General features: G+C 51.4%; 19 protein-coding genes. 4 read left to right on the plus strand and 15 right to left on the minus strand.

The genetic code is table 11. The features are described 5' to 3' along the window. Nucleotides 1-50: 50 nt before the first annotated feature. Complete coding sequence (gene pbpC / locus LBF86_02810) at nt 51-2,471, minus strand: penicillin-binding protein 1C (GenBank protein ID MDR0664439.1); 2,421 nt, start codon at nt 2,469-2,471, stop codon at nt 51-53. 34 nt (nt 2,472-2,505) lie between these two features. Further along, nucleotides 2,506-8,460 (minus strand): alpha-2-macroglobulin family protein, encoded by a 5,955-nt coding sequence (locus LBF86_02815; protein ID MDR0664440.1) that lies wholly within the window; start codon nt 8,458-8,460, stop codon nt 2,506-2,508. Between the two features lie 143 nt (nt 8,461-8,603). On the opposite strand from LBF86_02815, the gene LBF86_02820 reads away from it, so the two are divergent. From LBF86_02820 to gmd, 3 genes are all read left to right on the plus strand, one after another. Next, nucleotides 8,604-9,518, plus strand: coding sequence for a paraslipin (locus LBF86_02820; GenBank protein ID MDR0664441.1), 915 nt, complete (start codon nt 8,604-8,606; stop codon nt 9,516-9,518). A 14-nt stretch (nt 9,519-9,532) separates the two neighbouring features. Next, a complete protein-coding gene (locus LBF86_02825) occupies nt 9,533-9,958 on the plus strand; it encodes an NfeD family protein (protein ID MDR0664442.1) in 426 nt (141 codons plus the stop codon). A gap of 559 nt (nt 9,959-10,517) precedes the next feature. Then, entirely contained in the window at nt 10,518-11,552 is a 1,035-nt protein-coding gene (gmd, locus tag LBF86_02830; GenBank protein ID MDR0664443.1) for a GDP-mannose 4,6-dehydratase, read from the plus strand. A gap of 239 nt (nt 11,553-11,791) precedes the next feature. On the opposite strand, the gene LBF86_02835 is transcribed toward gmd, so the two are convergent. From LBF86_02835 to xseB, 4 genes are all read right to left on the minus strand, one after another. Further along, entirely contained in the window at nt 11,792-11,938 is a 147-nt protein-coding gene (locus LBF86_02835; protein MDR0664444.1) for a hypothetical protein, read from the minus strand. A gap of 11 nt (nt 11,939-11,949) precedes the next feature. Beyond that, nucleotides 11,950-12,891 (minus strand): GDP-L-fucose synthase, encoded by a 942-nt coding sequence (locus LBF86_02840; protein ID MDR0664445.1) that lies wholly within the window; start codon nt 12,889-12,891, stop codon nt 11,950-11,952. A 62-nt stretch (nt 12,892-12,953) separates the two neighbouring features. Next, complete coding sequence (locus LBF86_02845; protein ID MDR0664446.1) at nt 12,954-13,739, minus strand: carbon-nitrogen hydrolase family protein; 786 nt, start codon at nt 13,737-13,739, stop codon at nt 12,954-12,956. 10 nt (nt 13,740-13,749) lie between these two features. Then, entirely contained in the window at nt 13,750-13,944 is a 195-nt protein-coding gene (gene xseB, locus LBF86_02850; protein MDR0664447.1) for an exodeoxyribonuclease VII small subunit, read from the minus strand. A gap of 140 nt (nt 13,945-14,084) precedes the next feature. On the opposite strand from xseB, the gene LBF86_02855 reads away from it, so the two are divergent. Continuing rightward, entirely contained in the window at nt 14,085-14,531 is a 447-nt protein-coding gene (locus LBF86_02855) for a hypothetical protein (GenBank protein ID MDR0664448.1), read from the plus strand. A gap of 258 nt (nt 14,532-14,789) precedes the next feature. Here LBF86_02855 and LBF86_02860 read toward each other — a convergent pair whose 3' ends face one another. From LBF86_02860 to coaD, 9 genes are all read right to left on the minus strand, one after another. Beyond that, on the minus strand, nt 14,790-15,278 hold the full coding sequence (locus tag LBF86_02860; protein ID MDR0664449.1) for a 3-isopropylmalate dehydratase small subunit: 489 nt from the start codon (nt 15,276-15,278) through the stop codon (nt 14,790-14,792). A gap of 59 nt (nt 15,279-15,337) precedes the next feature. Next, nucleotides 15,338-16,126, minus strand: a complete 789-nt coding sequence (gene flgG, locus LBF86_02865) for a flagellar basal-body rod protein FlgG (protein ID MDR0664450.1) — start codon at nt 16,124-16,126, stop codon at nt 15,338-15,340. Nucleotides 16,127-16,138: 12 nt separating this feature from the next. Then, a complete protein-coding gene (locus LBF86_02870; GenBank protein MDR0664451.1) occupies nt 16,139-16,954 on the minus strand; it encodes a flagellar hook-basal body protein in 816 nt (271 codons plus the stop codon). 185 nt (nt 16,955-17,139) lie between these two features. Further along, entirely contained in the window at nt 17,140-18,180 is a 1,041-nt protein-coding gene (locus tag LBF86_02875; GenBank protein MDR0664452.1) for a hypothetical protein, read from the minus strand. 113 nt (nt 18,181-18,293) lie between these two features. Further along, nucleotides 18,294-20,144 carry a biosynthetic arginine decarboxylase gene (gene speA, locus LBF86_02880; GenBank protein ID MDR0664453.1) on the minus strand — a complete coding sequence of 617 codons (1,851 nt, stop codon included), beginning with the start codon at nt 20,142-20,144 and terminating at the stop codon, nt 18,294-18,296. A gap of 34 nt (nt 20,145-20,178) precedes the next feature. Beyond that, on the minus strand, nt 20,179-20,724 hold the full coding sequence (locus LBF86_02885) for a hypothetical protein (GenBank protein MDR0664454.1): 546 nt from the start codon (nt 20,722-20,724) through the stop codon (nt 20,179-20,181). Nucleotides 20,725-20,739: 15 nt separating this feature from the next. Further along, on the minus strand, nt 20,740-21,966 hold the full coding sequence (gene hisS / locus LBF86_02890) for a histidine--tRNA ligase (GenBank protein MDR0664455.1): 1,227 nt from the start codon (nt 21,964-21,966) through the stop codon (nt 20,740-20,742). Continuing rightward, the gene (tmk, locus tag LBF86_02895) at nt 21,950-22,525 is read right to left on the minus strand and encodes a dTMP kinase (protein ID MDR0664456.1); all 576 of its coding nucleotides are present in this window, start codon (nt 22,523-22,525) and stop codon (nt 21,950-21,952) included. The genes hisS and tmk overlap by 17 nt, the downstream gene beginning before the upstream one ends. Further along, the gene (gene coaD / locus LBF86_02900; GenBank protein MDR0664457.1) at nt 22,516-23,004 is read right to left on the minus strand and encodes a pantetheine-phosphate adenylyltransferase; all 489 of its coding nucleotides are present in this window, start codon (nt 23,002-23,004) and stop codon (nt 22,516-22,518) included. Before coaD ends, tmk begins: the two co-directional genes overlap by 10 nt. Nucleotides 23,005-23,491: the final 487 nt, after the last annotated feature.

Below are 23,491 nucleotides of genomic sequence, written 5' to 3' on the forward strand. Positions count from 1 at the left end.
CATCGCCCTACAATCGCGCGAGTAAATTGCGACGCGCGCGAATAGAAACGCTATTCGAGAATTTCCGTCTTTAACTCGCGGCTATCCGTTCGTCCGCGATCGTCGATAACGCGGACGATAAAATTCCCGTTCCGCTTTGGCTCCCAAGAGAGCGACTCGCCTCGTTTCGCCGCGCCTATAAACTCGTCGCCTACAAACCAATAGAGCGTTTGCGTATCCGCGTCGCTTGCCGCCGAAAAAACTACGCGACGCTCGTTAGGCTTTGAAAGTCTGATCGCATAAACGGCGTTTTTAAGCGGAGAGGAGATCGATGGCGGCTCTCCCGCTATTGGCTGATTGCGGCAGGCGCTCATATCGGGAGGCTCCCTTTTGGGCAGCCCCGCTCTGCGAAACAAGGCGAGAATATCCGAGGCGTAAAACTCGAACACCTCTAATCTGGCGTTATCCAGGTTATTAAGCGAGCAGAGCGGCTTTTTCGTAGTTTTATCGATCCATATTGGGCGATAAACCGTATCGACTTTGATCGGCGAAACGCCCGGTATGAACCACGTATTAGCGCGTCTTTTGCACCACGCCGTAGCCAGATCGCCGCTGGAGAGGCAGACCTCGACTTTTTTAATCGTCGATGGAACGACGCGGTTTGGATCGACAAGTTTTCGCGTGGAGCGAAGCGCGCGGGAGATTGTGAAAAACAGCGGCGCGGCGCGCTGGGCGCCCACAAAAGCCGGATTTGGTCTGTTGTCAAAATTACCAATCCACACGACTAGCGCGTATTGCCCGATCAGCCCCGCGCACCACGCGTCCCTAAAACCGCGCGAAGTGCCTGTTTTCCAATAGATTGGCAAAGCGTCCGCCTCGGCGGGTATGCCGTCGATCCTAGGGGCGAAAGCGAGCATATCCAGCGTGATAAAACTCGCCTCGCGGCTAAGCAGCCTCTCGCCGCTTTCGGCTTCTTCGCCTATGCGGCTTACAAGCTCTTTCAGCGCGCCGCCGTTTGCCAAAAGCGCGTATAGCTTCGCCGTTTCCAGAGGCGTTACCTCGCCGCCGCCTAAAACCAAAGCAAGCCCGTAGTGCTCCTCGCTCGCCATTTTGGAGATTTTGGCGCGTTTTAGAAAGTCGTAAAAACTCGGCTCGCTTAGTTTGCTCGCCAAATAGACCGCGGGGATATTGCGGCTTTTTATCAGCGCCTGCCGCGCGCTAAGCGGACCCATAAACCCGCCGTCAAAGTTCTCCGGCTCGTAAGCGCCAAAGGACGAGGGAACGTCTTTTAACACCGTTTGCTGGTGAATAACGCCCTGATCGATCGCCAGCGCGTAGATAAACGGCTTTAGCGCGCTGCCCGGCGATCGCTTGGCGCTCAAGCCGTTAATGCGTCCGGAGATCGCGTCGCTAAAGTAATCCGCCGAACCCACCGCCGCGACGACGCGCATATTTCTCGTATCGACCAAAACCGCCGCCGCGTTATGAACGCCCAGAGAGGCGTTTTGCCGTATATGATTTTTTATGTGCGTTTCTAATAGCGTCTGCAGATCGGATTCGATCGTCGTTCGCGTAACCTGCGGCGATCTGCCCGCCATATAGTCCTCTCGCGCGAGCGCCTCCACAAAGTGCGGAGCGCGAAAAGGCATATCCTCGATCCGCCTCATCTTGAAGGGCAGTTCAAACAGCGCCGCCGTCTCGTCGTCTATCTCAAACTTCGCGCGATACTCGGCGAAAAGATCGTTTCGCGCCTCGAATAGCCCTTTGCCGGCGTAGCCCGTGTTTTTATCGATCCGCACCGTCGGCGATTGCGGAATAACGGCTAACGTTAGCGCTTCGGTCAGCGTAAGCTCGTTCAGCGGCTTGTCAAAGTAGATCAGGCTCGCCGCGCCCGCGCCTTCGATATTGCGTCCGTATGGCGCATAGTTCAGATAAGCCTCTAATATCTCCTTTTTCGAGTATCTCGTCTCTAGCCACGTCGCGCGCGCGATCTGCTCCAGCTTGCCGCCGATCGTCTTAGTGTTGAGCTTGTAGCGCATTCGGACAAGCTGCATAGTAAGCGTCGATCCGCCCTGTCTGTCGCCGCCTTTCACATAGGTTACCCACGCGCCGCGCGCCAAACTAAACGGATTGAAGCCGAGATGATAGTAAAAGTAGCGATCCTCGCGCAGTAGCGTCGCGTCGATCAGCGTTTGAGGCGTTTGACTTAGCGGCGTCCAAAGACGGAAGCGATCGTCTTTGGCGAGCGTAAGCCGCAGCAAAGCGCCGTTAGCGTCGTAGTAAGCGGCGGAAAAAAGCAGATCGTTTTGCAACGGCTCTTTGGGAAACAGGCGCGGCAGATAGACGATCGCCAACGCTATCGCCGCGATTACCGCCGCGTTCGAGACAAACGCCCATACGCGACCCAGCGCGCGCCTAACGACGCTCCCCTTGCCGCGCGCGCGTTTATCCGTCGCGTTTGCCCCCGCAAACTCTCCGCGCTTAGGCGACAATCGTTTAACGCGCCTAAACAACGCCGATCGCGCTCTATTCGGCGGCTTTTACGACAATTTTGCCGCTGCCAAGACCAAGCGCTTGAATCTCTCGATCATACATCGCCTCGGCGAAGATCGGCGCGGTCTCGTAAATGCCCGCGTTTGTCGCCTTGATCTGATAGCTAAAGCTCGCCGTGTCGCGTCCTACCTCGCCGTAGAGCAATACGCGATCCTCTCTCGCGTCGGAGTAATCCAAGTAAAAATTATCGACGCTTGTCGCAAACGGCGACACATAGCCTCTATATCCGCTCGCTCGCTCCTCTCGCCCGTAGTCCTCGTCCTCGTCGTATTCTTCGTCGTTATCCTCGCTCGAAGCCCGCGCGTTAGAGGTTTGCGGGACAATCTCAAAGCCGCCCGGAAGCAGATCGATAATCGCGGTGTTGCCGATCGCGTTGGGACCTAACGCCTTGACGCGAACCGTTACATTGATCACGTCGCCCACGACAATCTCGTTAATTTTCTTACCGTTCGCGTCCGCGTATTCCCGATAGACTTCCAACCCTTTTTTGATAGGCTCTTTAGGCAAGACGCGCTCGTAACCCTCCTGCGAAACGACATACCACGCGCTGGCGCCTTCGTTTTTGAAGATGATCTCGCGATCGTCTTTTGTGAAAGCGCCCGAAACAATTACGCCCTCTATTTTGCCGATGTCGCGCGTTTGATTGGCGGCGTTTTTCGCCGCGATCGAAAGCGCCTCGTCGCTGGGCGAGCTTAGCTTGCCAAAACTATCCAAAGCCAGAGCGCACCACGCCGCCGAAACCGTCGTGTAGCGGTTCTGATGCAAAGCCAGAGCTATATTCTCAAGCGCCTGCGGCGGAACATCCGCCGCTTTTTCAGGAAAGTGCTTGCCGATCAAGTAGATAGTCGTCGCATTGACCACGAGCGGATCGTAGTAATCTCTCGACCACCACGCGGCGGTATAGGCGCGCGCAAGCGCGTTCCACTGCTTCTGCATCAGCGCGTCGGCTTCTTTGTCCATCTTTAAGAGTTTGTAGGTCGCCGCGAGATAGAGCGCCGCCGGATCGTTTTCATAGGTCTGCTCGTAATGCAGTTTTAACGCCGAAAGCGTCGAGTTTAGGTGGTTTGTCGTTACCTGCCCCTGCCTTGTAAGCAGATAGATCGCGTAAGCGCGCATTCTAAGACCGCCTAAATCCTCGATCGATCTGTCCGCCGCCAACGACGATAGGTAGTTGTTCAACCCCGTTAGCAAAGAGACGTTTATCTGTTTGCCGCGCTCTTTTGCCTCGATCAGAAAATTAACCGCGTAGGCGCTCACAAACCGATCGCCCGAATAGGTCGTCTCCCATAAGCCGACCGCGCCCCTAGAGTTTTGGCGCGATTGCAAAATGCTCGAAACGCGCGATAGTTTTACCTCCGCGCTCTCGCCGCTCAGCGCTTTTTGATACGGCTCTACGACCAACGAGGCTAACGCGCCGCTGACAAGCTGTTCGGAGCATAGGTGCGGGTAGTTGTAAAGATAGGTCGTTAGCGCGTTGGAGAGAATTAGCGGCGATCGCGAAACAAAGGCGTTTCGTTTTGCGAAAGCCTCGTAAAGATCGCGATCGTTTTGCACGCTCTCCTCGCTCGAAGCCATTCGCTTAGCCTGACTCGCCGCTCTTAGCGGGACTAACGGGCGAACGGACGTCGTGGCGATTCTTTGCGCCGAGTAGGTTTTGGGTCCGTTCGCGTAAGAGGCTTTGAATATCAACTCCGCGCCGCCAAGCTCTTGAGTAGCCCTAACCTTAAAGCGCGCGAAAGCCTCTCTCTGCGGCGCTATGTTAAGCGCGACCTCTTTTTCGCCCACGATCTCCAGACGTTTATTGACGCTCAAGGTTAATTTGATGGGAACCGCCTCGTCTTCGGGCAGACCCTCTATGTTGTTGGACAGCCCCGCCGTAACCTCAAACTCGTCGCCCGGCGCGGCGGTGAAAGGCGCGTTTGGCGTGATAACGAAATCGTCGCGCACGACCACGCTCGTCTGCGCCGCGCCTATTTTGCCCGCCGATACGATCAGCGCCATCACGCGCAACCTGCCGTTAAAGTAATCGGGCGTTTTCCACTCGAAACTCTTTTCGCCGTCTATATCCACGACGCCGCTCCAAAACGCCACGGGCTTTTCCACCTTGCGCTTAAACGGATTAAGCTGACGGCTGGCGGACGGCGACGAGTCCTCAGCAAAATCGTCGCCGCTCGGTTGCGCGGCGAGCCGTTCAAAGCGGCTAAACTCCGGCAAAATTAGGTCGAGTATCTGCAAGCTCTCCACGCCGAGCGCTTTCTTTTGGAAGAAGAAGTTAAGCGGATTAGTAAAAGCGTAGCCCGCCGCTTGCAATATGCCTTCGTCAACGCCGAACACGATCGCCTTTTGTCTGCCCTGCGTGGTCAGTTTTACGGCGATCGGCTGCGCGGGCTTGACAAGCGCGGGCGCGTCAAGATTGGTTTGCGCTCTTTTATCGTCCAGCGAGACTCTAAACGGCGCCACCGCGTAGCTAAGCGGGCTGACAAACACCTCGTCGCTATTAAAATCGCGGACAAACTGCACGTTTACATAGCCGTTGCCGACAAGATCGCGCGGAACGCTAATCGTCTCTATCGCGCTTGTAGTCGTCGTCTTAAACCACTTGAAGGCGTATATTTTGTCTTTTTCTATCGTGATTAGACCGCTACCCGCATAAGGCGCCGTAATCGCAAGCTCGATCTCCTCGCCGTTTTTATACTCTTGTTTGGAGAGTTGAAGTTCGAGTTCGGAGTTGCGCTCTTTGGAGCGATCGACGTTCGCCTCGCCCGCTATCGCGTAGTAGGTTTTATACAGAACGTCGCCGCTTTTGTTTTTCACCAGCAACTTGTAACCGCCCGGCTTTGCCGTATCGATCCTGTATGGCGATCCCGCTTTGGCGATCGCGAAGGGTTTGTCGCCTTGCGAAACCTCTACCAGTTTGGATTGATACTTATAAACGCCGCTATCTTGCATCGTCAAGACGGAAATATACTTTTGCTCCCATATCTCCAGCGCAAGATCGTTTAAGGCGATCTGCTCTAGTTTGGGATCGACCGCCGCGAAGGTAAGCGATCGCTCCGTATTTTTCTTGATATAGTTCAGATCGCCGTCGGGTTTCGCGCCCACGAGATAGTCGTTAGGCGAAACGATCGCGCTTACGCTCGCCGCCACGCTTCTGCCCGCGCCCTGCTCGAACACTTCGGCAAACAGCGTCATCTGATAGCTTGCGCGCTCGTGCGACTGATTGATTAGCGGCAACGAAGTCTCGCCGTTTTGATCGGTTTTTCTCTCTTCTAAATCAAACTCGAAACGATTATTTGTCGCGAGCGAATCGTAAAAACTATAGCCGGCATACTCTTTGAAACTAAACGCCGTCGGATTCAAGATCGCTCTCGAAGCCACGCGGCGGTTTTCGGCGGGCGTTCCGAAAAGGTTCTCGGCTTTTACGACCGCTTTCAGCTCGTCGGGCTTGAACCAGCCTTTTTTCAGTCTAGGTAGAAGACGCAGATCGATCTTGGTTTTGTCGGGCTCAAACTCTCTTAGCGCGATAGTCGTCCCGCCCAGATAAACGCCCGCCTTCTTTCTGTCTCCGTAACTAGGCGAAACGATAAGTTGAACGCTCCAGTTGCCCGTCGGCGCGTTTTCCGGAGTTTCAAACTCGATCTCGTTCAAGCCGCTTTCGTCGAGCCTAAGGTCCCTGCGCGTAAATTGCTGCCCTCTAGCGTCATACACGTTCGCCACGACGGGAATGCCGTTAAACGGAATATCCCAATCCTGCGCCCGCACGATCGAGGCGATATGCACGTTCTCCCCGGGTCGATACAGTCCGCGATCGCTAAATATATAAGCGGTTAATTTGCCGCGCTCGGGAGAATCAAACTCGCCGCCTACGTCGAAGCGCGAATAGTCCAAGACGCGATCGTAGCCGCCGTAACTTGTAAAGGGCAGGAAGGTCGAGTCGTCCTCTTTTTGAGCCAGATACATAATCGGCGTTTTTTCATTCTTCAAATGCTCTAACGAGCCAAAACGCGCTCTGCCGACCTCGTTTGTAACGGCGGTCGCGACGGGCTCGCCGTTGCGTCCTAACACCGAAACTTTGACGCCTTCGACGGGCGTTCCGTCTCTGACCGATTGCGCGAATATGTCGCGCGAGCCGTCCGCCGATCGTTTGGCGATCAGGGCGAGATCGGAGACAACCACAAGCCGCCGTCCGCCGGAGCCATAGTTTTCCGTGCTGTTGTTATCGGGATTCCATGCCGAAAGCGTTAGCAAGAAAACGCCTGTAAGCTCTTTGCCAGATCCAAGATAGCGATCGAGATCGATCGAGTTATACGAAACTTTGCCGCTCGCCGTTCGCGGCAATCTTTGCAGGTGGGTAAAGTTTTCTATGAAATAGCCCTGTTTGCCGTAGTCAAACCGAAGCTCTTGAAAATTGTAACCGCCGCTTCCGAAATTGATCAGGTGGTGTAGTTGCGTCGGGATTACGCGATCGATATCCAATCTAAGCCCCGCGGCGTTTCTCGTCGCGACCGCGATTTTGCGCTCGCCCTTGAGCGAGAGCAAAGAGCCGGAGGCGGCAAATTTAATCGTCTTTGGAAACTCTGGGATACGAAAGGCGTAACGCAAAGCGTCTTTTGCTTTGTAGCCGCCTACGGTTACAATGTTTTTGCTAATTGTTAAATATATGTATCTATTTGGATCGCCCTTATATTTGAAACTGACCAGTTTTTGCGCGCCGCTATCCGTATCGTCAAGCGTCAGCTTCATCGGTTGCGAGAGCGCTAAAATCTCGTCGGTTATATCGTCGTTCGCGCTCCAGCGATAGTCTTTTTGCGAGACTTTGCGGGGATCAGGGTGATCTTTGGGCAAGAGCCACGCTTTTACCTCTTTGGCGATCGCCGTCGGCTCTACTCCATCGACAAGCGCGATCGCCAACACCTGCGTCTGTTCGTCGTTCTCGCCTTCGGCAAGCGTCAAAAAGGCGTTTTGCACGACTTGACGGTAGGGGCTAGGCACGCTTATCGACACGTTTTTAGCATCGCTTGTCGCTTGCCCGCCCAGCGAAGATTTGACCCCTTTGGCTATGTTGAGAGCCATATAGCTATCAACTTCGGGAAGGGTTACAAATTCGCTTCTGACCCACGCGCGCAGTTTTTTCTCGTCGTATTTGACGACGAATTTGAAAGGTTTTGGCGCGATCTTATATTTATCGGGCGCTTGCAGTTGCATCGTAAGCGCCTTTTCAAAACTCGCGGGATCGACGGGGTAGTTAAACGAAACCTCGTAGATCGCGTTTTTCTCGCTCGGTTTTTCGGGGTTTTGATACAACTCTCTTTGGGCGAAACTATAGCTGAACGGCTCGACCGTCCATGCGTATTCGCTCCGAGATAAGTCGTAGTCCGACGCGATTAGCGTTTTTGGATCGAGCTTAACCTCGTAGCGTTGTCCAACCTGCCAATCTACGCTTGGCTGGAAAACCAAATAGCCCGAGTTCGCCCACGTCCAGTTGCCGTCGATCGACGGCGACACGCTCGCGCCCTGCGTAATCTGTTTGCCTACGTTTTCTAGCGGCGCCACGCCGGCGGCAAAGCTAATAGCTAAGGGATAAATCGAAACTTGCGTTTGAGAGTAATCGGTTCTAGACGGCGCGTAAAAATACGCGTTAGCCGTGATCTGCTCCGTCGGAGCGACGTCGATCGGTTTTGGACGGTTGTCGTACCAGACGTAACCGACATACGAGCCGGCGGCAATCGCAAGCGCCGCTACGACGACGACCGCGCTTAACGTCTTGTGCGCGGCGATCTTGCCCCCCGCAAAGCCCAAAGCTCCGCCGACAGCCCTTAGCCACGGCGGACTTTGCCAATTAACGCTGCCAAATACGCCGCGTAAAATCCATTTCGCGACGCGCCAAATAAACGACGGAACTCTTCCCAAAAAACGCAAAACTTTCATCGTCTTCCCTTAACTGAATAGGTCTTGCGTATTGTATATAATCTAGCCTTGCCGCGCGTTAAACGTAATTTGAGTTAATCGGCTATCGTTCGCAAAGCCGATTTTGCGTATGCTTTCGCAAATACTTTAACAAAAGGTTGGCAATGGCGCCGTTTAGCATTTTTCTGATTTGCATAGCGATTGTAATCGTGTTGACGATTCTCAAAGGGATCGTGATCGTTTCGCAAGCCGAAGTGCGCATGGTCGAACGATTGGGCAAGTTTGATCGCGAATTAAAAGCGGGCTTTCATCTGATTGTGCCGTTTATCGAGCGGGTGGCGGCGATTCTTAGCACAAAAGAGCATATCATCAATATCCCGCGTCAACCTGTGATCACGCGCGATAACGTAACGATTCATATCGACGGAATCGTCTTTATCGCCGTAACCGAACCGTATAAAACCACCTACAACGTTACCAACTATCAGTTGGCGGTTTCAAACCTCGCGCTAACGACGCTTAGAAGCGAGATCGGCGCGATGACGCTAGACGAGATTCTATCCAATCGCGAACATATCAACTCGCGTATCTTGGTTATTTTGGACGAAGCGGGCGCAAACTGGGGGACGAAGGTTACGCGCATCGAGATTAGCGACATCGCCGTGCCGATCGAGATTCAAGAGGCGATGAGCATGCAGATGAAAGCCGAACGCGAAAAACGAGCGATCGAGCTTAAAGCGCAGGCGGACAAAGAGGCGGTGATCCGATCGTCGGAAGCCTATAAAGCCGAGCAGTTTCTAAAAGCCGAAGCGATCGAGAGAATGGCGGACGCGCAAGCCTTTCAGGTCAGGGCGATCGCCAAGGCGCAACAGGAGGCGATCGAGGTTATCGCGACGGCGATTGGTCAAAACGCGCAGTCGGCGGAGTATCTGCTGGCAAAAGATAGGATCGCGGCGTTTAACGAACTTGCCAAAAGTCCGAGCAAAGACAAGATCGTCGTGCCTTACGAAGCGGTCGATCTAATCGGAGCTTTGACGGTTTTTGGCGATACGCTCAAAAAAACGGTCGCCAAATCTTAAACTAAAGGGCAAAAATGGAGATCGGCGCGTGGGTGTTGATCGCGGGCGCGGCGCTGATCGCGCTGGAGCTTGCGACGGGCGGATTTTTCTTGCTTTGGTATGGAATAGGGCTTGCGATCAGCGGCGCGGTCGGCTGGGCGATTGGAAGCGATAAATGGGCGTGGCAGATTGCGATCGGACTCGCGATCGGTTTGGCGTTAATGATCGTCTTTCGCAAGCGGTTGGTTCGCAAACGGCGCGACGAGCCCAAAGACGAGTTTTTGCTTGAAGAGGGCGAAGGGACGGTTAAAGACGACGTTTTGGTCGAGTTTCGCGGCACGCTGTGGCAATACGACGCGCCTGACGGGGCGCGGTTTGCCGCCGGCGAGCGGGTGAACGTCCGCCACGCTTCGGGATTGCGCGTTTTTATCGAGAAAAAGAAGGAGCGCAAATCGGCTTGATCGCGCCCGCCGAATCATTGGCGAGCCGCCGCGCCGTTTTTAACGCAAGAGCGCGATCGGCGGCGGCAAAGCCAAATTAAACATAACGGAAACAAGAGGGCTGATCGCCGACTATCCCGAAACGTTTTTGGAGTATGAACTCCTCTTTGCCGTCGGCGCGAATTAAGCCTTGCCAAATAGCGCCGACGTTGCGATTAACGCGGCGGTATCCGTCCGTAGCGGATAATAAAACAATATCGTCGCCGCGCTATAACGATATAGAAAAACTATAAGAGATAATAAATGCCGCGCAACGCTTTTGCGGCGCCATTAGCGCATACGATCGCAAAGCGCGGGTTTGCTCGCCAATACAAATAAGCGCGAATCTTGATCCTATTATTATCCCCGCAAGAAAGCGTTCGCCCGCTTTAGAAAAAAGCTATTCTTTAGCGCGATCGGCGCGTTTGGCGTAAATTGGGCTATTTGTCGCGCTCCTCGTTTTTTGCCCGTCAATGGCGCGCGGTTAAAAAACGCAAATATAAGTATAATACCGCGCAAAAATCAGGCGAAAAGTTTTTTGATGGCAAAAAAGGCGTTTATCACGGGCATCACGGGGCAGGACGGATCGTATTTAGCGGAGTTCTTGCTTGAAAAAGGTTATGAGGTTTATGCGATTATGCGCAGATCGAGCGTTTTTACGACGCAACGTATCGAGCGTTTTTTCACGCACCCGCGATTGAAAATACATCTAGGCGATCTAACCGACTCAAGCAACCTACACTCTTTGCTCTCCAAAATCCAGCCCGACGAGATATACAACCTAGGCGCGCAAAGTCATGTCGGCGTTAGCTTTGAAGTGCCGGAATACACCGCCGAAGTCGATGCGATCGGCGCTATTCGCATATTGGACGCGATCAAAGATTTGCATCTTAAACCGCGTTTTTATCAGGCTTCCACTAGCGAGCTTTTTGGCGGACTTGCGCATACCGCGCCGCAAAGCGAAACCACGCCGTTTTACCCAAAATCTCCATACGGCGCGGCGAAACTCTACGCCTATTGGATAACGATCAACTATCGCGAATCGTATGATCTATTCGCGTGCAACGGCATTCTTTTCAACCACGAAAGCCCGCGTCGCGGCGAAACCTTCGTAACCAAAAAGATAACTAAAGCCGTCGCCAATATCCGCAAAGGCAAACAGGAGCGGCTTGTTTTGGGCAACCTTAACGCCAAGCGCGACTGGGGTTACGCCAAAGAGTATGTCGAGGCGATGTGGCTAATGCTTCAACAAAATACGCCTAGCGATCTGGTAATCGCCACGGGCGAAACGCATACGATCCGCGAATTTGTCGAACTTGCGTTCGCGCAGATCGGCGTTGAAATCGTCTGGCGCGGAGAGGGGATAAATGAAAAAGGAATCGATCGCGAAAGCGGCAAAACGCTAGTCGAGATCGACGCTAGATATTTTCGCCCCGCCGAAGTGGAGCTACTATGCGGCGATCCTAGCAAAGCGCAAAAACTGCTTGGCTGGAAAGCGAAAACAATGTTAAAAGAACTCGTAAAACTGATGGTGGAATACGATCTGCGGCACGACGACTACGGCGGCGAAGAGTAAGCGCGACGAGCAAAGTCAAACGTTAATATAACCGCTTCTATGCGCGCGATCAACGTAAATTGTTATTAGGCAATTGTAAAGCGTCTAGCCATAGCATAAACGCTTTGCTTTAATCGATCTATTTATTAACGCTAGACCCCAAAAACAATTTCATTTGACAAAGCGCCGCAAATACCGTTCGCTTGTGAGCGCTAAGCCCTCTTTTAGCGGTATTTGCGCCGAAAACCCCGCATTCTAAACTACTTTTTATTGACTTTATCTATCAATTGATCGTCGCGATCTACGCCAAAACATTTCAAGCCCGCTTTAGAAAGCGTCAAGCCCAGCGGCAAACCTACTCGTCCGGTTCCTACAATCGCCGCGTCATACTTAAAAGAATCGCTCATTTTTTTCTCCCTTAGGATTGATCTTTGCCCTGATAGCGTTCAAGAAAATCATGGTATGCCTTTGCTACGCCCGTTTTAAGCGGTATCTTATATTTCCAACCAAGCGCGTTTATTCGCGAAACGTCTAGTAGTTTTCGCGGCGTTCCGTCCGGTTTGGAAGCGTCAAATACAATATCGCCTTTGAAGCCGACCATATCCATTATTGTCTTAGCTAATTCGCCAATTGTTATATCTTCGCCGCAACCGATGTTGTATAGTCCGTTATCAACGCCTTTTTCCATTAAAAACACGCATGCGTCCGCTAGATCGTCCGCGTCTAGAAACTCGCGTTTAGGCTTGCCGCTTCCCCATACGACAAGCTCGCTGTCTTCGCGCGACTTGGCTTCGTGCGCTTTACGGATTAACGCCGGCAAAACATGGCTATTCGCCAGATCGTAACGATCGTTTATCCCGTAAAGATTGGTCGGCATTACGCTAAAAAACCGCGTCTTATATTGCGCGTTCATGCTTTCGCATAGTTTTATGCCGGCGATTTTGGCAATCGCGTAAGGCTCGTTTGTGTATTCCAACGCGCCAGTTAATAGATACTCCTCTTTGATCGGCTGTGGACACTCGCGCGGATATATACAACTAGAACCCAAGAAACACAGATCGGCGATTCCCGCTAAAAACGCGCCGTAAATAACGTTGGTTTCAATTTGAATATTTTCGTAAATAAAATCGGCGCGATATATATTATTGGCGTTAATGCCGCCCACCTTCGCCGCCGCCAAAAAGATAAAATCGGGCTTTTCGGCGTTAAGAAAAGCGCGAACCGCCTTTTGATCGAGCAGATCCAATTCGGCGCGGGAGCGGAGGATCAGATTATCGTAACCGCCGCGCCGCAAACGGCGGACAATCGCCGATCCGACCATGCCGTTGTGCCCCGCGACATATATTTTTTTGTTAAACATATAGGTTAGCCGCGCTTATTATTGATTTGGTAACGCGCGATTATAGCGGCTAAACGATTATGTCAGTTCGTTTTAAACGCTTTTGCGATTCTGCCAAATCCAAAAGCGCGGCGGCTTTGGCGAAGCGCGTCGCGATCGCACGAGGCGACCAGAATGCCTTCGCGATCGTCGAGCGAATTTTCTATCTCTCCAAACGGATTGCAATATAACGAATTGCCGTAAAATATCCAAGGCTCTAGCTGCTTGTCGCCGCCATACGATCCGATTCTGTTCGCGCGGATCGCGTAACAGCCGCCGCTAAACGCCCGCGACTTGCACAACGTCTGCCATCTAGCAAACGATTCAAAGGCGCACACCGACGAAACGATCGCTATATCCGTCCGCGCCGCAATCATCTTGTGCCACAATAGATCAAAGTGTAGCTCAAAACCAAAAAGCAATCCTATACGAAAACCGTTATAGGTAAAAATCGTCGGTTTCAGCTCTCGGCGATCGTTGGCAAAAAAAGCGGCTTCGTTCCAGTGCGGATAGTCGATTAGTATCTGCTGATCGTAACGCCAAACGCGATCGGGGCTAAAGCGATAAAGACTCTTATACGGCTTGGCGCCGATAACGCGAATAAGCGGAGCGATAATCGTAATTTTGTATTGCTTTGAAAGTTTAGATAGATTTTCATACTGCTGCGCGCCGCGAGTTTTTATCTCGGCGACGGGCGCTTTTTCGATCTCCTTGAAAAACGCTCCGCAAACGTATTCGGGCAAAACCGCTATGCGCGAACCGTGATTTTTTGCTTGGGTAAGCAAGTAATCCAGCCGCGCCGAACCCAGCGCAAGCGCGTCGATTTGCAAAATAGCGATATTAACCGTTTGAATTTTGAAGCTCCTCGTATTCTAGTTTCGCGTTTTCAAGCAGTTTCGCCGCCTCGTCCAGCAGCTTTTTGCCCTCTTTGAATAGCGCGGTAGCCCTATCTAGCGGCAGATCGCTTTTGTTTAGCTCCGTCAAAATCGCTTTGGCGGCTTCAATTTTTGCTTCGTAGCTCTGATTTTCTTCCATAATCGCTCCCATATATCGGCAAGAACGCGCTAATGTTAGCCAAAAGCGATTGAATTAACCAAACGCGGCTATTGACGATCCAAAGCAAAAATCAAGTGAATAAACGCTAGGATTTCTCATCTAAAAACAAAGAGGTCGCGATGAAAAAGACGTTGCTGTGCGCGGTAGCGCTGGCTTCGCTGGCGTTTGGCGCAAACATTGATAAAAGTTTGCTGGTAGGAAAGAGATGGCTCTGCTCCGAAACAATCGAGTCTGGCGAATTTAGCGGTTGGACAAAGTTTAACAAAGACGGAACATTTTCGTTGTCCGCTTCGTTAAATATCAACGGAGCGCAAAAATATACGATGAAAATCGAAACGACCGGCGATTGGAAGCTAAACAAAGACAAGCTCTTTACCAAAGACAAAACATTTAAGGCGACCAGCAAAGAAAATCCGCAAGCCGCCAAAGCCTACGAGACGTTATGGAAAATAGGCTCCGAGCAAAACGAGGAGGAAGATTACTCTATTATAACAGGGCTGACAAGCTCAAAGCTGACGCTTAAAGACGCCGATTCTGACGAAGAGCGCGTCTGCGTCGCTAAATAAAGCGGCGCGCCGATCGCTAAAATTAAGAAAACGTTAATCTGTAAAACCAATATCGGCGCGGCTTAGGCAAGTTGCGATAAAGGGCTAAAGGCTGGTGAAATACGCTAAAACAAGAATTAGGTTGACAGCGAGGTTAAAAGCGCGGCGGGAGCAAACGAAGCTAAGAGGCGGCAAACCGCTATACGCCGACGAAAAGTTCGCCGCAATATCCAAAACGATAGATCGGCGAAAACGCTACCGATCGGCGCGATCGGTTTTTTAGGCAAGCGCGGCGATCTCTTTTTGCGCGTATTCCATTAGCCCGCCCGCATCGACAAGCTCTTGCATAAACGGCGGCGGGGGGATAAATTTATAAGTTTCGTTTTTGGTGAGATTTCTAACCTCGCCGGTCGCGTTATCCACCTCGATCTGATCGCCGTTTTCAATGCGATCGGCTTGCTCGACTTCGTAGATGTAAAGCCCCGTGTTAAAGGCGTTGCGGTAGAAGATCCGCGCGTAAGATTTCGCGATCACCGCCGCTATGCCAAACGCCTTGATCGCCACGGGCGCGTGTTCGCGGCTTGATCCGCAACCAAAATTATCCAGCGCGACGATATAGTCGCCCTTTTGCGCTTTTTTCGTAAAATCCGGGTCTGCGCCCTCAAGCAGATGCGCGGCAAGCTCTTTTGGCTCCGACGTGTTCAAGTAACGCGCCGCTATAATCAAATCCGTATCGACATTAACGCCAAAACGCCAAGCGGTAGCCATAGACAAATCCTTGCGTAAAATAAAACGCGATTTTAGCCTATTTCGCCGAAACTAGCGCGTTAGCGTTTCAAGCCATTGACGGCGCTTAGCATTTCGTCGCTCGTGGTGATCGCCTTGCTGCCCGCTTCGTATGCGCGCTGACCCGTGATCAGATCGGTCATCTCATCGACAAGCTGCACGTTTGAAAGCTCCAAGAAAAGCTGGCGCGTCTGCCCAAAGCCGTTTAAGCCTGGTTGCCCCACAACCGCGTCGCCGGAAGCGGTGGTGTTGACGTAGTTGTTATCGCCCAAAGAGTGCAAGCCCGCGGGGTTGATAAAGTTGGCTAACTCAAACTGCCCTATTTGCGCGCTTTGCGTCTGCCCCGCCTGCATTACGCTGATCGTGCCGTCCGCGCCGATCGTAAGCTGCGTGGTATCGGCGGGGACTACTACCTGCGGCAGAAGCGGATAGCCGTCCGCGGTTACGATCGTCCCGTTTTCGTCGAGCTTGAACGCGCCCGCGCGCGTGTATGCGGTCGTCCCGTCGGGTAGCTGGATTTGGAAAAATCCGTCGCCGCTGATCGCTACGTCTAGTTGATTGCCCGTCTCTTTGTAGTTGCCCTGCGAAAATATCTTTTGGATCGCCGTCGGACGAACGCCAAGCCCCACCTCGATTCCCGTCGGGCTGATCGTCGTGGCGCTAGAGCTTGTGCCGGCATATTCCATCACCTGATACATCAGATCTGCAAATTCGGCGCGCTGCTTTTTGTAGCCCGTGGTATTGACGTTGGCGATATTGTTGGAAACCGCGTCGATCGATAGCTGTTGCGCCTTCATTCCCGTAGCGGCGGCGTATAGCGAACGAATCATCTGTTATCTCCTTTAGGCTTTGATCGCGGCGAGTTTGTTGATCGCGTCGCCGTTGATTTCGTTCATATGGGTATCCATCGCCTTTTGATACATGCCCACAAGACGGTTTGTCTCTATCAGCGCGGTCATCTCGCTAATAGCGTTTACGTTGGATTTTTCCAAAAACCCTTGCGCCGTCAAAAATTGCCCCTCCGCGTTGATAGGCTCGGCGTAGCCTTCGGCGCTTTTGAAGTAGTTATGCCCTACTTTCTCAAGCCATTTTGGATTGTCGAACCTGACGATCCTTAAAGCGGCGATCTCCTCTTGCTCAAGCAGGTTTTCTTGATTTTGCGCGTAAAACGTCCCTTCGGAATTAAGCGTGATCTTGCGATCGACGGGCAGTTGGATCGCGGCGTTATCGGCGCTTAACACCCTAAAACCCTCTTTGGCGATCAGGTAGCCCTCGTCGTCGAGCTTAAACGAGCCGTCGCGCGTGTAGCGAACGCCGTTTGGCGTTTCAACGACGAAGAACAGATTGGGGCTTTGCAACGCGACGTCAAGCGGATTTCCCGTTTGGAGCATGGCGCCTATATCGTGATCGGTGTATTCCTCTACAACCTGAGGAACGCGGGTCGTCGCGCGGTTTAGGTGTTGCGATCCCTCTCGCGTATGGTTGCGAATGGGCAGAACGTCGTGCGTCTCCTTATAAAGGCGCATATAATCGCCGATTACAATATCGTCGCGCTTAAAACCCGCCGTGTTGATGTTGGCGAGGTTGTTAGAGATAACGTCGAGGCGGTTAAACTGCGTTACCATACCGCCCGTATTGCTGTAAAAACCCGTTTGCATTCAGCGCCTTTCGCCGTTAATCGCAACTAAACAGCAAACGCCGTTCCGTTTTTACGATTTATCCCCCGACAAAAGGCGCCGCCCGCGCTAAGCGGCTTAGTTAGTTGGTCGGCTACAGAAGCCGCGAAAACGACGGCAAAAGCAGAGATCGCCGCGTTGGAAAGCTAAGCGTCGGCGCTTAAGCGTTAATTGTTCAGCCAATTGGCGAACTCGGCGCAGGTTCCGCTAAACTTGGTTGTTTTATTATCGCCGTCTATGTAATCGACCTTTACGGCGCCGCTTCCAAAAACAATGTTGATCTTCTGAAGGGAGGTTTCAGACCTCGATATGTTATGCTCGCCCGTTTGAGTTTCTATTCCGTCCTCATAATCGCAATCATACCCTCCAACGTTTTTGCTCGTATAATAGGCTACGCGATGGTTTCCGACCAATCCTCTATGGATGAAAATTTGATTGTCGAAATCCTCGTACTCGTAATAATTGACGACTCCAGACGAATAAATATCGCCTGTTTTAAAGTATATTATCGACGTAGCGGTGGCGTTGTTCCAACTATAAATCTGTTCTTCGTCGATATCCGTATGCTCATAACTTCCGCGAGAGCTTGCATATAAGGGAAAAACGGACAGAAAGGCGTCGCCTTGCTCAAAACCGCTTAAGCGAATATCGTATAAATCCTCGTCGTCGCACAATAAGTTGTCAAAGAAAAGTTTGTCGCCCTGAAATTTATCGAGCCCGTTCAAATACATTCCAACGTCGTCGGAACAAATCCGCGTAGGTAAATCCGCCCGCGCTGGAATTATCGCCAAAAACTTCGCGTAACCGCTTATATCGCAATTTATAATATCGCCATTCTTAAGCGGCGCGGACAAAACCCTGAACGAGTTAGTCGTAGCTAGGGCGTCTTTAAGTTTTGGTAGATAAGATAGCCTAATGAGTTTGCTTGCCGTTAAACTTGTCTCCGATAAGGTAGAAAGCGGTTCGCCATAGCTTGAGCCGTAGATTAACTCAATAACATCTTTGACCGTATCCGAGCTTATAGATACTCTATTGTCCTCTTTGGTCAATTCATACGCGAGATCGATTCCGTATTGCGGATCGAAGTTTATATCGCGCCTATATTTGTTATCGGAGCCGCCTCCGCCGCCGCAACCGACGAGCGTGAAAAGCGTTGCCGCGCTAACAACCGCTAATAGGGCGAGCCCCCCCCCCACGCTTATTTGCAACTCTCATTGCCTGTCCTTTAATTAAAATTAAGCGACGCTATTATGCTACCGCGAACCTTAATATTGACAATTCCTAACTTTTTAGCGCATAATCTTTTGGCTAAAAAGCGGCGCTAAACTAATCGCGTGGTTTTTAGATAGCCGTTTTCGCTAAGGTATAGGTATAGCTCGGCAAGCACGTCTTGGCGTTTCTCTTCGGGAATGAGTTCCGATCGCTCGATGCGCTTTTTTAGCTGCTTTTGCACGTCGGTAATATCGTAATCTATGTCGTCGAGTATATCTAGCAGACTTGCCGACGGCTTGAGATCGCAAATGCGGTAGCCCTCGTCGTCTATCTCGACGACCGCTTCGGTGGGGTGCGAAAAGAGATTGTGCCGCATTCCAAGCGACTCCTGATACGCGCCGACAAGGAAAAACGCCAGAAAGTAGTTGCGATCAAAGAGATCGACGTCGTGCAAAAAGAGCGGGCGCTTGGTTTTGAAGGTGATCTCGCCGTCGCTATCGCAGGTAATATCCCACAAACTCGCCGATCGCGTCGGCTTGCTATCGAGCCTATCGAGCGGCATAATAGGAAACTCCTGCCCAAGCCCCCAATAGTCGGGCATACTCTGAAAAAGGCTGAAATTGACCAGATATTTTTCCTGAATGCGCTGTTGAAGCCGATCGCGCTCGCTTAAATGCGCGGCGCTATCCAGCGCTTTACGGATAATCAAATGCACCAGCGCCTCGCTGTTGGAGCGATCTTGCAGATCAATATAGCCAAGATCAAAAAGCGTCAGCAGCGATTCCATATGATCAAGGCTGTCGTGCAGATATTCGGCGGCGTTTTTCTCGTTGATTGTCCGATAGAGATCGTGAAGTTCGCTAACCAGCGGCGGATTATCCTTTTCTTTAAGATTCAGCGCTTTTTCAGTGTATTCCTGCGTGAAAAGTTCCAGCACGGGCGCGATCAAAACGGCGTGGCTCGCGGCGACAAGCCGACCGGATTCCGTGAAAATATCAGGCTCTTCCACGCCCTTGTTTTCGCAGATCGATTTAAGCAAGAACACTACGTCGTTGGCGACTTCCTGTAGCGAATAGGAGGCGCTTTTGCTTTGTGCGTCCTGCGAATACTCCACCGCCAAACCGCCGCCAAGATTGATCGCCTGTAATTTAGAGGCGCCCATCTTTCTTAGCTCCGCATAGATATTGCCCGCCTCTCTTAAAGCGCGCTTAAGCGGCGCGATGTCCTCCATCTGACTGCCGATATGAAAGTGAATCATCGTCAATCTGTTCAACTGCCCCGATTTTTTCAGCAGTTGCACGGCGCGTATCAGCTCCGTGCTGGTCAGCCCGAATTTGGCGTTTATACCGCCGCTCTTGCCCCAAATGCCCATTCCCGCCGTGTGCAGACGAATGCGAATGCCGATTTTCGGCATCGGATCGCCCGTCTTTTTCTGCATATCCAAAATCGTCTCAAGTTCGCCAAGCCCTTCGATCGTAAGGGTAATATCGTGTCCCATCTCTTTGGCGATAAATCCGAGCGAAATCATCTCCTCGTCTTTGAATCCATTAACGGTTATTGGCGCGTCCTCGCGGTTATACGCCATCGCCAGAATCAACTCCGCTTTGCTGCCAGCTTCTAATCCGTAGCCGTAATCCTCGCCCTTATCTATTAAAATTTTTAGAAAACTCGGAAACTGATTTACTTTAAGCGGAAAAACCGCCTGAAACCGCCCGCTATATTTATACTCTTTTCGCGATTTGTTAAACGCGCAGTATAACTTATGAATCTGCTTTTTGACAAGGTGCGGAAAACGTAGCAACAGAGGACCTCTGTATCCGTCGGTGCGAATTTCATTAACCATATCCAAGATCGCCGGACGCGTCCCGCTATTAACGCACACTTTGCCGTTTTCGACGATGAAATTATCGCCTCCCCATACGCTTAATCCGTAATCGTTTGGTATCTCTTTGCGCTTCATTGTCCGCTCTCGTTTTGTATTTTGCGCCCGCTTTTCACTTGTAAAAATCTTGATATGGGATAACGATAATATGCGGTTCGTCTTTATTTGGAGTGAAAATTACGCGCGTAATTATTACCTCTTGTTTGCCTTCTATCCACAAATCTTTGTTAAAGCGTTGATGGCAATCGTCGGCAAATACTCTATCGTAAAGCGTCATGTCGCCTTTCGTTACTTTTGCCCGCGCGCCGACCCACGCGCCGCATAACCCCAAAATATTACTATTGCCGGGATACGGCGCGATCTCGATTTGATATACGCCGTCGCTTAATTTGCACTCGGCTTTATGAACGGCTGTATCGACAATGCGGGCGTATTTGTCCGTTGATTCAATCGTTAAAAGCGAATGCGGTTCTAACTGCGTATCGCGCTTGTTCGCCAGCATATTCCCGCCCTCTTCGTTATACGCGCCGTCGTAGGTAAGCGTAAGCCGATCGCTTCCGCACTCATAACCAACCAGCGTATAAAAAATATCCGCGTTTGCGCATAGCGGCGCCAATAGAACGCCTATCGCCAACGCTTTTTTAATAAAACTTACCATTGTTTTTTCCTTTATCTAACGCGGATCGCTTTGCAACCAGCGATCCAAATTTGGTTTGCTCTCCGCGCCGTCCGCTAGGTTTTTAATCCAGATCGCGCCGTTTGAGCGCTCCTCCTCGCCAATTACCGCGCATATTTTCGCGTTCAGGCGATCGGCGTTTTTAAGGTGCGCCGCTAACTTTTTTGGTTCGTATTCGACAAAGGTTTTGACCTTTTTGCGCAATGTAAGCGCATAGGAGAAAATATCGCCGATCGCCTCGTTAGCGATCGCGCCGATATAAACGCCCTCGCGCTCCTTTTGCGGCTCGCTAAGCAGATCGTATATTCTCTGAATGCCAAGCGCGAAACCGACGGCGCAGGTCGGTTTGCCGCCCAATCGTTCGACGAGCGTATCGTATCTGCCGCCGCCCGCGATCGCGTTTTGCGATCCGATCTCGGCGCTGATAAACTCAAACGCCGTTTTATTGTAGTAGTCAAGTCCGCGCACAAGTTTTTTATTATGCGAAAACAAAACCTCGTTTCGCGTCAAAATATCTTGCAAAGCGTTGAAATCGCCTTTGCATTCGCCGCATAAAAAATCGGCGATCAAAGGCGCGTCAAGATATATCTTTTGACAGGTTTCGCTTTTGCAATCTAGCGCTCTGATCGGATTTGTGTCTTTGCGCCTTTTGCAATCCTCGCACAGATCGTTTTGACGCTCGCTTAAAAACGCGCTTAATTCCTCCCGATAAGAGGGCATGCAGCGCTCGCAGCCAAGCGAGTTAATCTCCAAACTATATTTAACGCCGAGAGCGTCAAAAATATCGCGGGCAAGCAGGATAATAGCCGCGTCCTCATAGACGCTTTTTTCGCCAAAACTTTCGACCCCGAACTGATGAAACAGTCTTAATCTGCCCCTTTGCGGTCTTTCATAGCGAAACATAGGTCCGCGATAAAAAAATCTATTAACGCCGCCTATGCGATCTAGTTTTTTTTCAATAAACGCCCGAACGACCCCCGCCGTCCCCTCCGGACGCAAAGAGACATTCGCGCCGCCCTTATCGATAAACTCATACATCTCTTTGCCGACAATATCCGAACTCTCGCCCACCGATCGGCGAAAAAGCGACGTTTCCTCTAAAATCGGCGTGTCGATCGGATTAAACCCGTGTCGTTTTGCGATCGCGATCGCGGTATTTAATACGCGCTCGTGTTTTGGCGCGTCGTCAATAATATCTTTCATACCTCTAAGCGCCGTAATCATCAATTAACTCCTTGATGTTTTCCGCGATCTTCTCAATCGGCAATACCGCGTTGATCGGCACAAGAGTAACGCCTAGCAATTGCGCGGCGTCTTTGAAGCGCTCTTGAATGGCTAGTAATGTTTTTGCTCCCTGCTTTTCGATCTCGTCCGGTCTTTGCCGCGCTAGACGAGTTTGTAGCGTCTGTTCGTCGAGTTCAAGCAAAATCGCTAAATTAGGCGCGATCTGTTTTGTCGCCAAAAGATTTAAGGTTTTCGCGGTTTCCGTAGGCAGATCGTCCCAAGCGTATGCGACGCCTGAGATCAAACTGCGATCGGAGATAATTAGCTTATCGATATTTGGAGATAGAATATGCTCCGCGTGTTCGGCGCGATCGGCGAGAAATAAAAAGGCTCTGCCAAGAGCGCTCAACCTATCTTTTAAGGCGATCTGCCTGATCTTTTCGCCAACCTCCGTGCCGCCGGGTTCGCATGTGAATACCGCCTCTTTATATATCTTTTTTAGCTCTTCGATCTGCGTGGTTTTACCCGCGCAATCGATACCTTCGATCGCTACATACATATTTTGCTCGCTTTTTGCATAAACTCCGCTACGCTAGGAGGCACAAGATGATCGATTCGCCCCTCGTGGCGCAGGATCGATCGCACCGCCGACGCGCTGATAAAGGCGTATTTAAGCGTCGGCATAAGATAGATCGTCTCGATATTGGGATCAAGGCTTTCGTTAGCGTAACCCATCTGTAGCTCGTATTCAAAATCGCTTACGGCGCGAAGCCCGCGCACCAGCACGCGGACGTTCTGCTCTTTCGCGAAACGCACGAGAAGCGTCTCAAAGGGCAAAACCCGCGCGTTTTTTATATCGGCGAGCGCTAATTTGACCATAGAGACGCGATCGTCTAGCGAAAAAGTCGGTTTTTTATCCGCGCTTTTTGACACCGCGACAATCACTTCGTCAAACAGCGACGAGGCGCGGCGGACAATATCCAAATGCCCGTTAGTGATAGGATCAAACGACCCGGGGTAGATAGCGCGTTTTTCCAACTAAATTACCTTCAAAAATATAATAAAGGCGCGAGTATAACAAAACTCGTCAATAACGCCTGCGATCAGACTCTTGCGCCTAAAGCGGATAGTCGCTTTTATGGCGACGTTTGAGCGCTTAGTCGCGCGAACGTATAATTTCGCCTCTCTTTTTCAGAACTAGCGCGGCGATCGCGAAACCAGCGTCGATTCCGCCGCAAAGAGGCTCTTTAACCTCTGTTTTGCCAACGCGCGCGGACGGAGCGTTTGCTAAGGCGCGAGTTTATAGAACGAATCGCGAAAGGTCGGGCGCTGGCTTACGCGGCTTCAAGCGCAACCTAAAAAACGGCTAAACTTTCCGTTTGTCCGTATTTTATAACGATGTAGTCGTTCCCGCGCGATTTGGCTTCAGCCTTTGCGCAAGCGGAGTTCGTCTAACGGACGCAACGCGAGCGAAACCGATCGGTTTTTGAAATTGTGTTATAATAAAACAAAACATAAAACATTA

Source organism: Helicobacteraceae bacterium (assembly GCA_031258155.1).
GTDB lineage: Bacteria > Campylobacterota > Campylobacteria > Campylobacterales > SZUA-545 > JAIRNH01.

Excerpts from the sequence above, each read along its gene's own strand:
- LBF86_02815 (MDR0664440.1), bottom strand. The coding sequence starts at position 8,460 with ATGAAAGTTTTGCGTTTTTTGGGAAGAGTTCCGTCGTTTATTTGGCGC.
- LBF86_02820 (MDR0664441.1), top strand. The coding sequence starts at position 8,604 with ATGGCGCCGTTTAGCATTTTTCTGATTTGCATAGCGATTGTAATCGTG.
- LBF86_02825 (MDR0664442.1), top strand. The coding sequence starts at position 9,533 with ATGGAGATCGGCGCGTGGGTGTTGATCGCGGGCGCGGCGCTGATCGCG.
- gmd (MDR0664443.1), top strand. The coding sequence starts at position 10,518 with ATGGCAAAAAAGGCGTTTATCACGGGCATCACGGGGCAGGACGGATCG.
- LBF86_02835 (MDR0664444.1), bottom strand. The coding sequence starts at position 11,938 with ATGAGCGATTCTTTTAAGTATGACGCGGCGATTGTAGGAACCGGACGA.
- LBF86_02840 (MDR0664445.1), bottom strand. The coding sequence starts at position 12,891 with ATGTTTAACAAAAAAATATATGTCGCGGGGCACAACGGCATGGTCGGA.
- xseB (MDR0664447.1), bottom strand. The coding sequence starts at position 13,944 with ATGGAAGAAAATCAGAGCTACGAAGCAAAAATTGAAGCCGCCAAAGCG.
- LBF86_02855 (MDR0664448.1), top strand. The coding sequence starts at position 14,085 with ATGAAAAAGACGTTGCTGTGCGCGGTAGCGCTGGCTTCGCTGGCGTTT.
- LBF86_02860 (MDR0664449.1), bottom strand. The coding sequence starts at position 15,278 with ATGGCTACCGCTTGGCGTTTTGGCGTTAATGTCGATACGGATTTGATT.
- flgG (MDR0664450.1), bottom strand. The coding sequence starts at position 16,126 with ATGATTCGTTCGCTATACGCCGCCGCTACGGGAATGAAGGCGCAACAG.
- LBF86_02870 (MDR0664451.1), bottom strand. The coding sequence starts at position 16,954 with ATGCAAACGGGTTTTTACAGCAATACGGGCGGTATGGTAACGCAGTTT.
- speA (MDR0664453.1), bottom strand. The coding sequence starts at position 20,144 with ATGAAGCGCAAAGAGATACCAAACGATTACGGATTAAGCGTATGGGGA.
- LBF86_02885 (MDR0664454.1), bottom strand. The coding sequence starts at position 20,724 with ATGGTAAGTTTTATTAAAAAAGCGTTGGCGATAGGCGTTCTATTGGCG.
- hisS (MDR0664455.1), bottom strand. The coding sequence starts at position 21,966 with ATGATTACGGCGCTTAGAGGTATGAAAGATATTATTGACGACGCGCCA.
- tmk (MDR0664456.1), bottom strand. The coding sequence starts at position 22,525 with ATGTATGTAGCGATCGAAGGTATCGATTGCGCGGGTAAAACCACGCAG.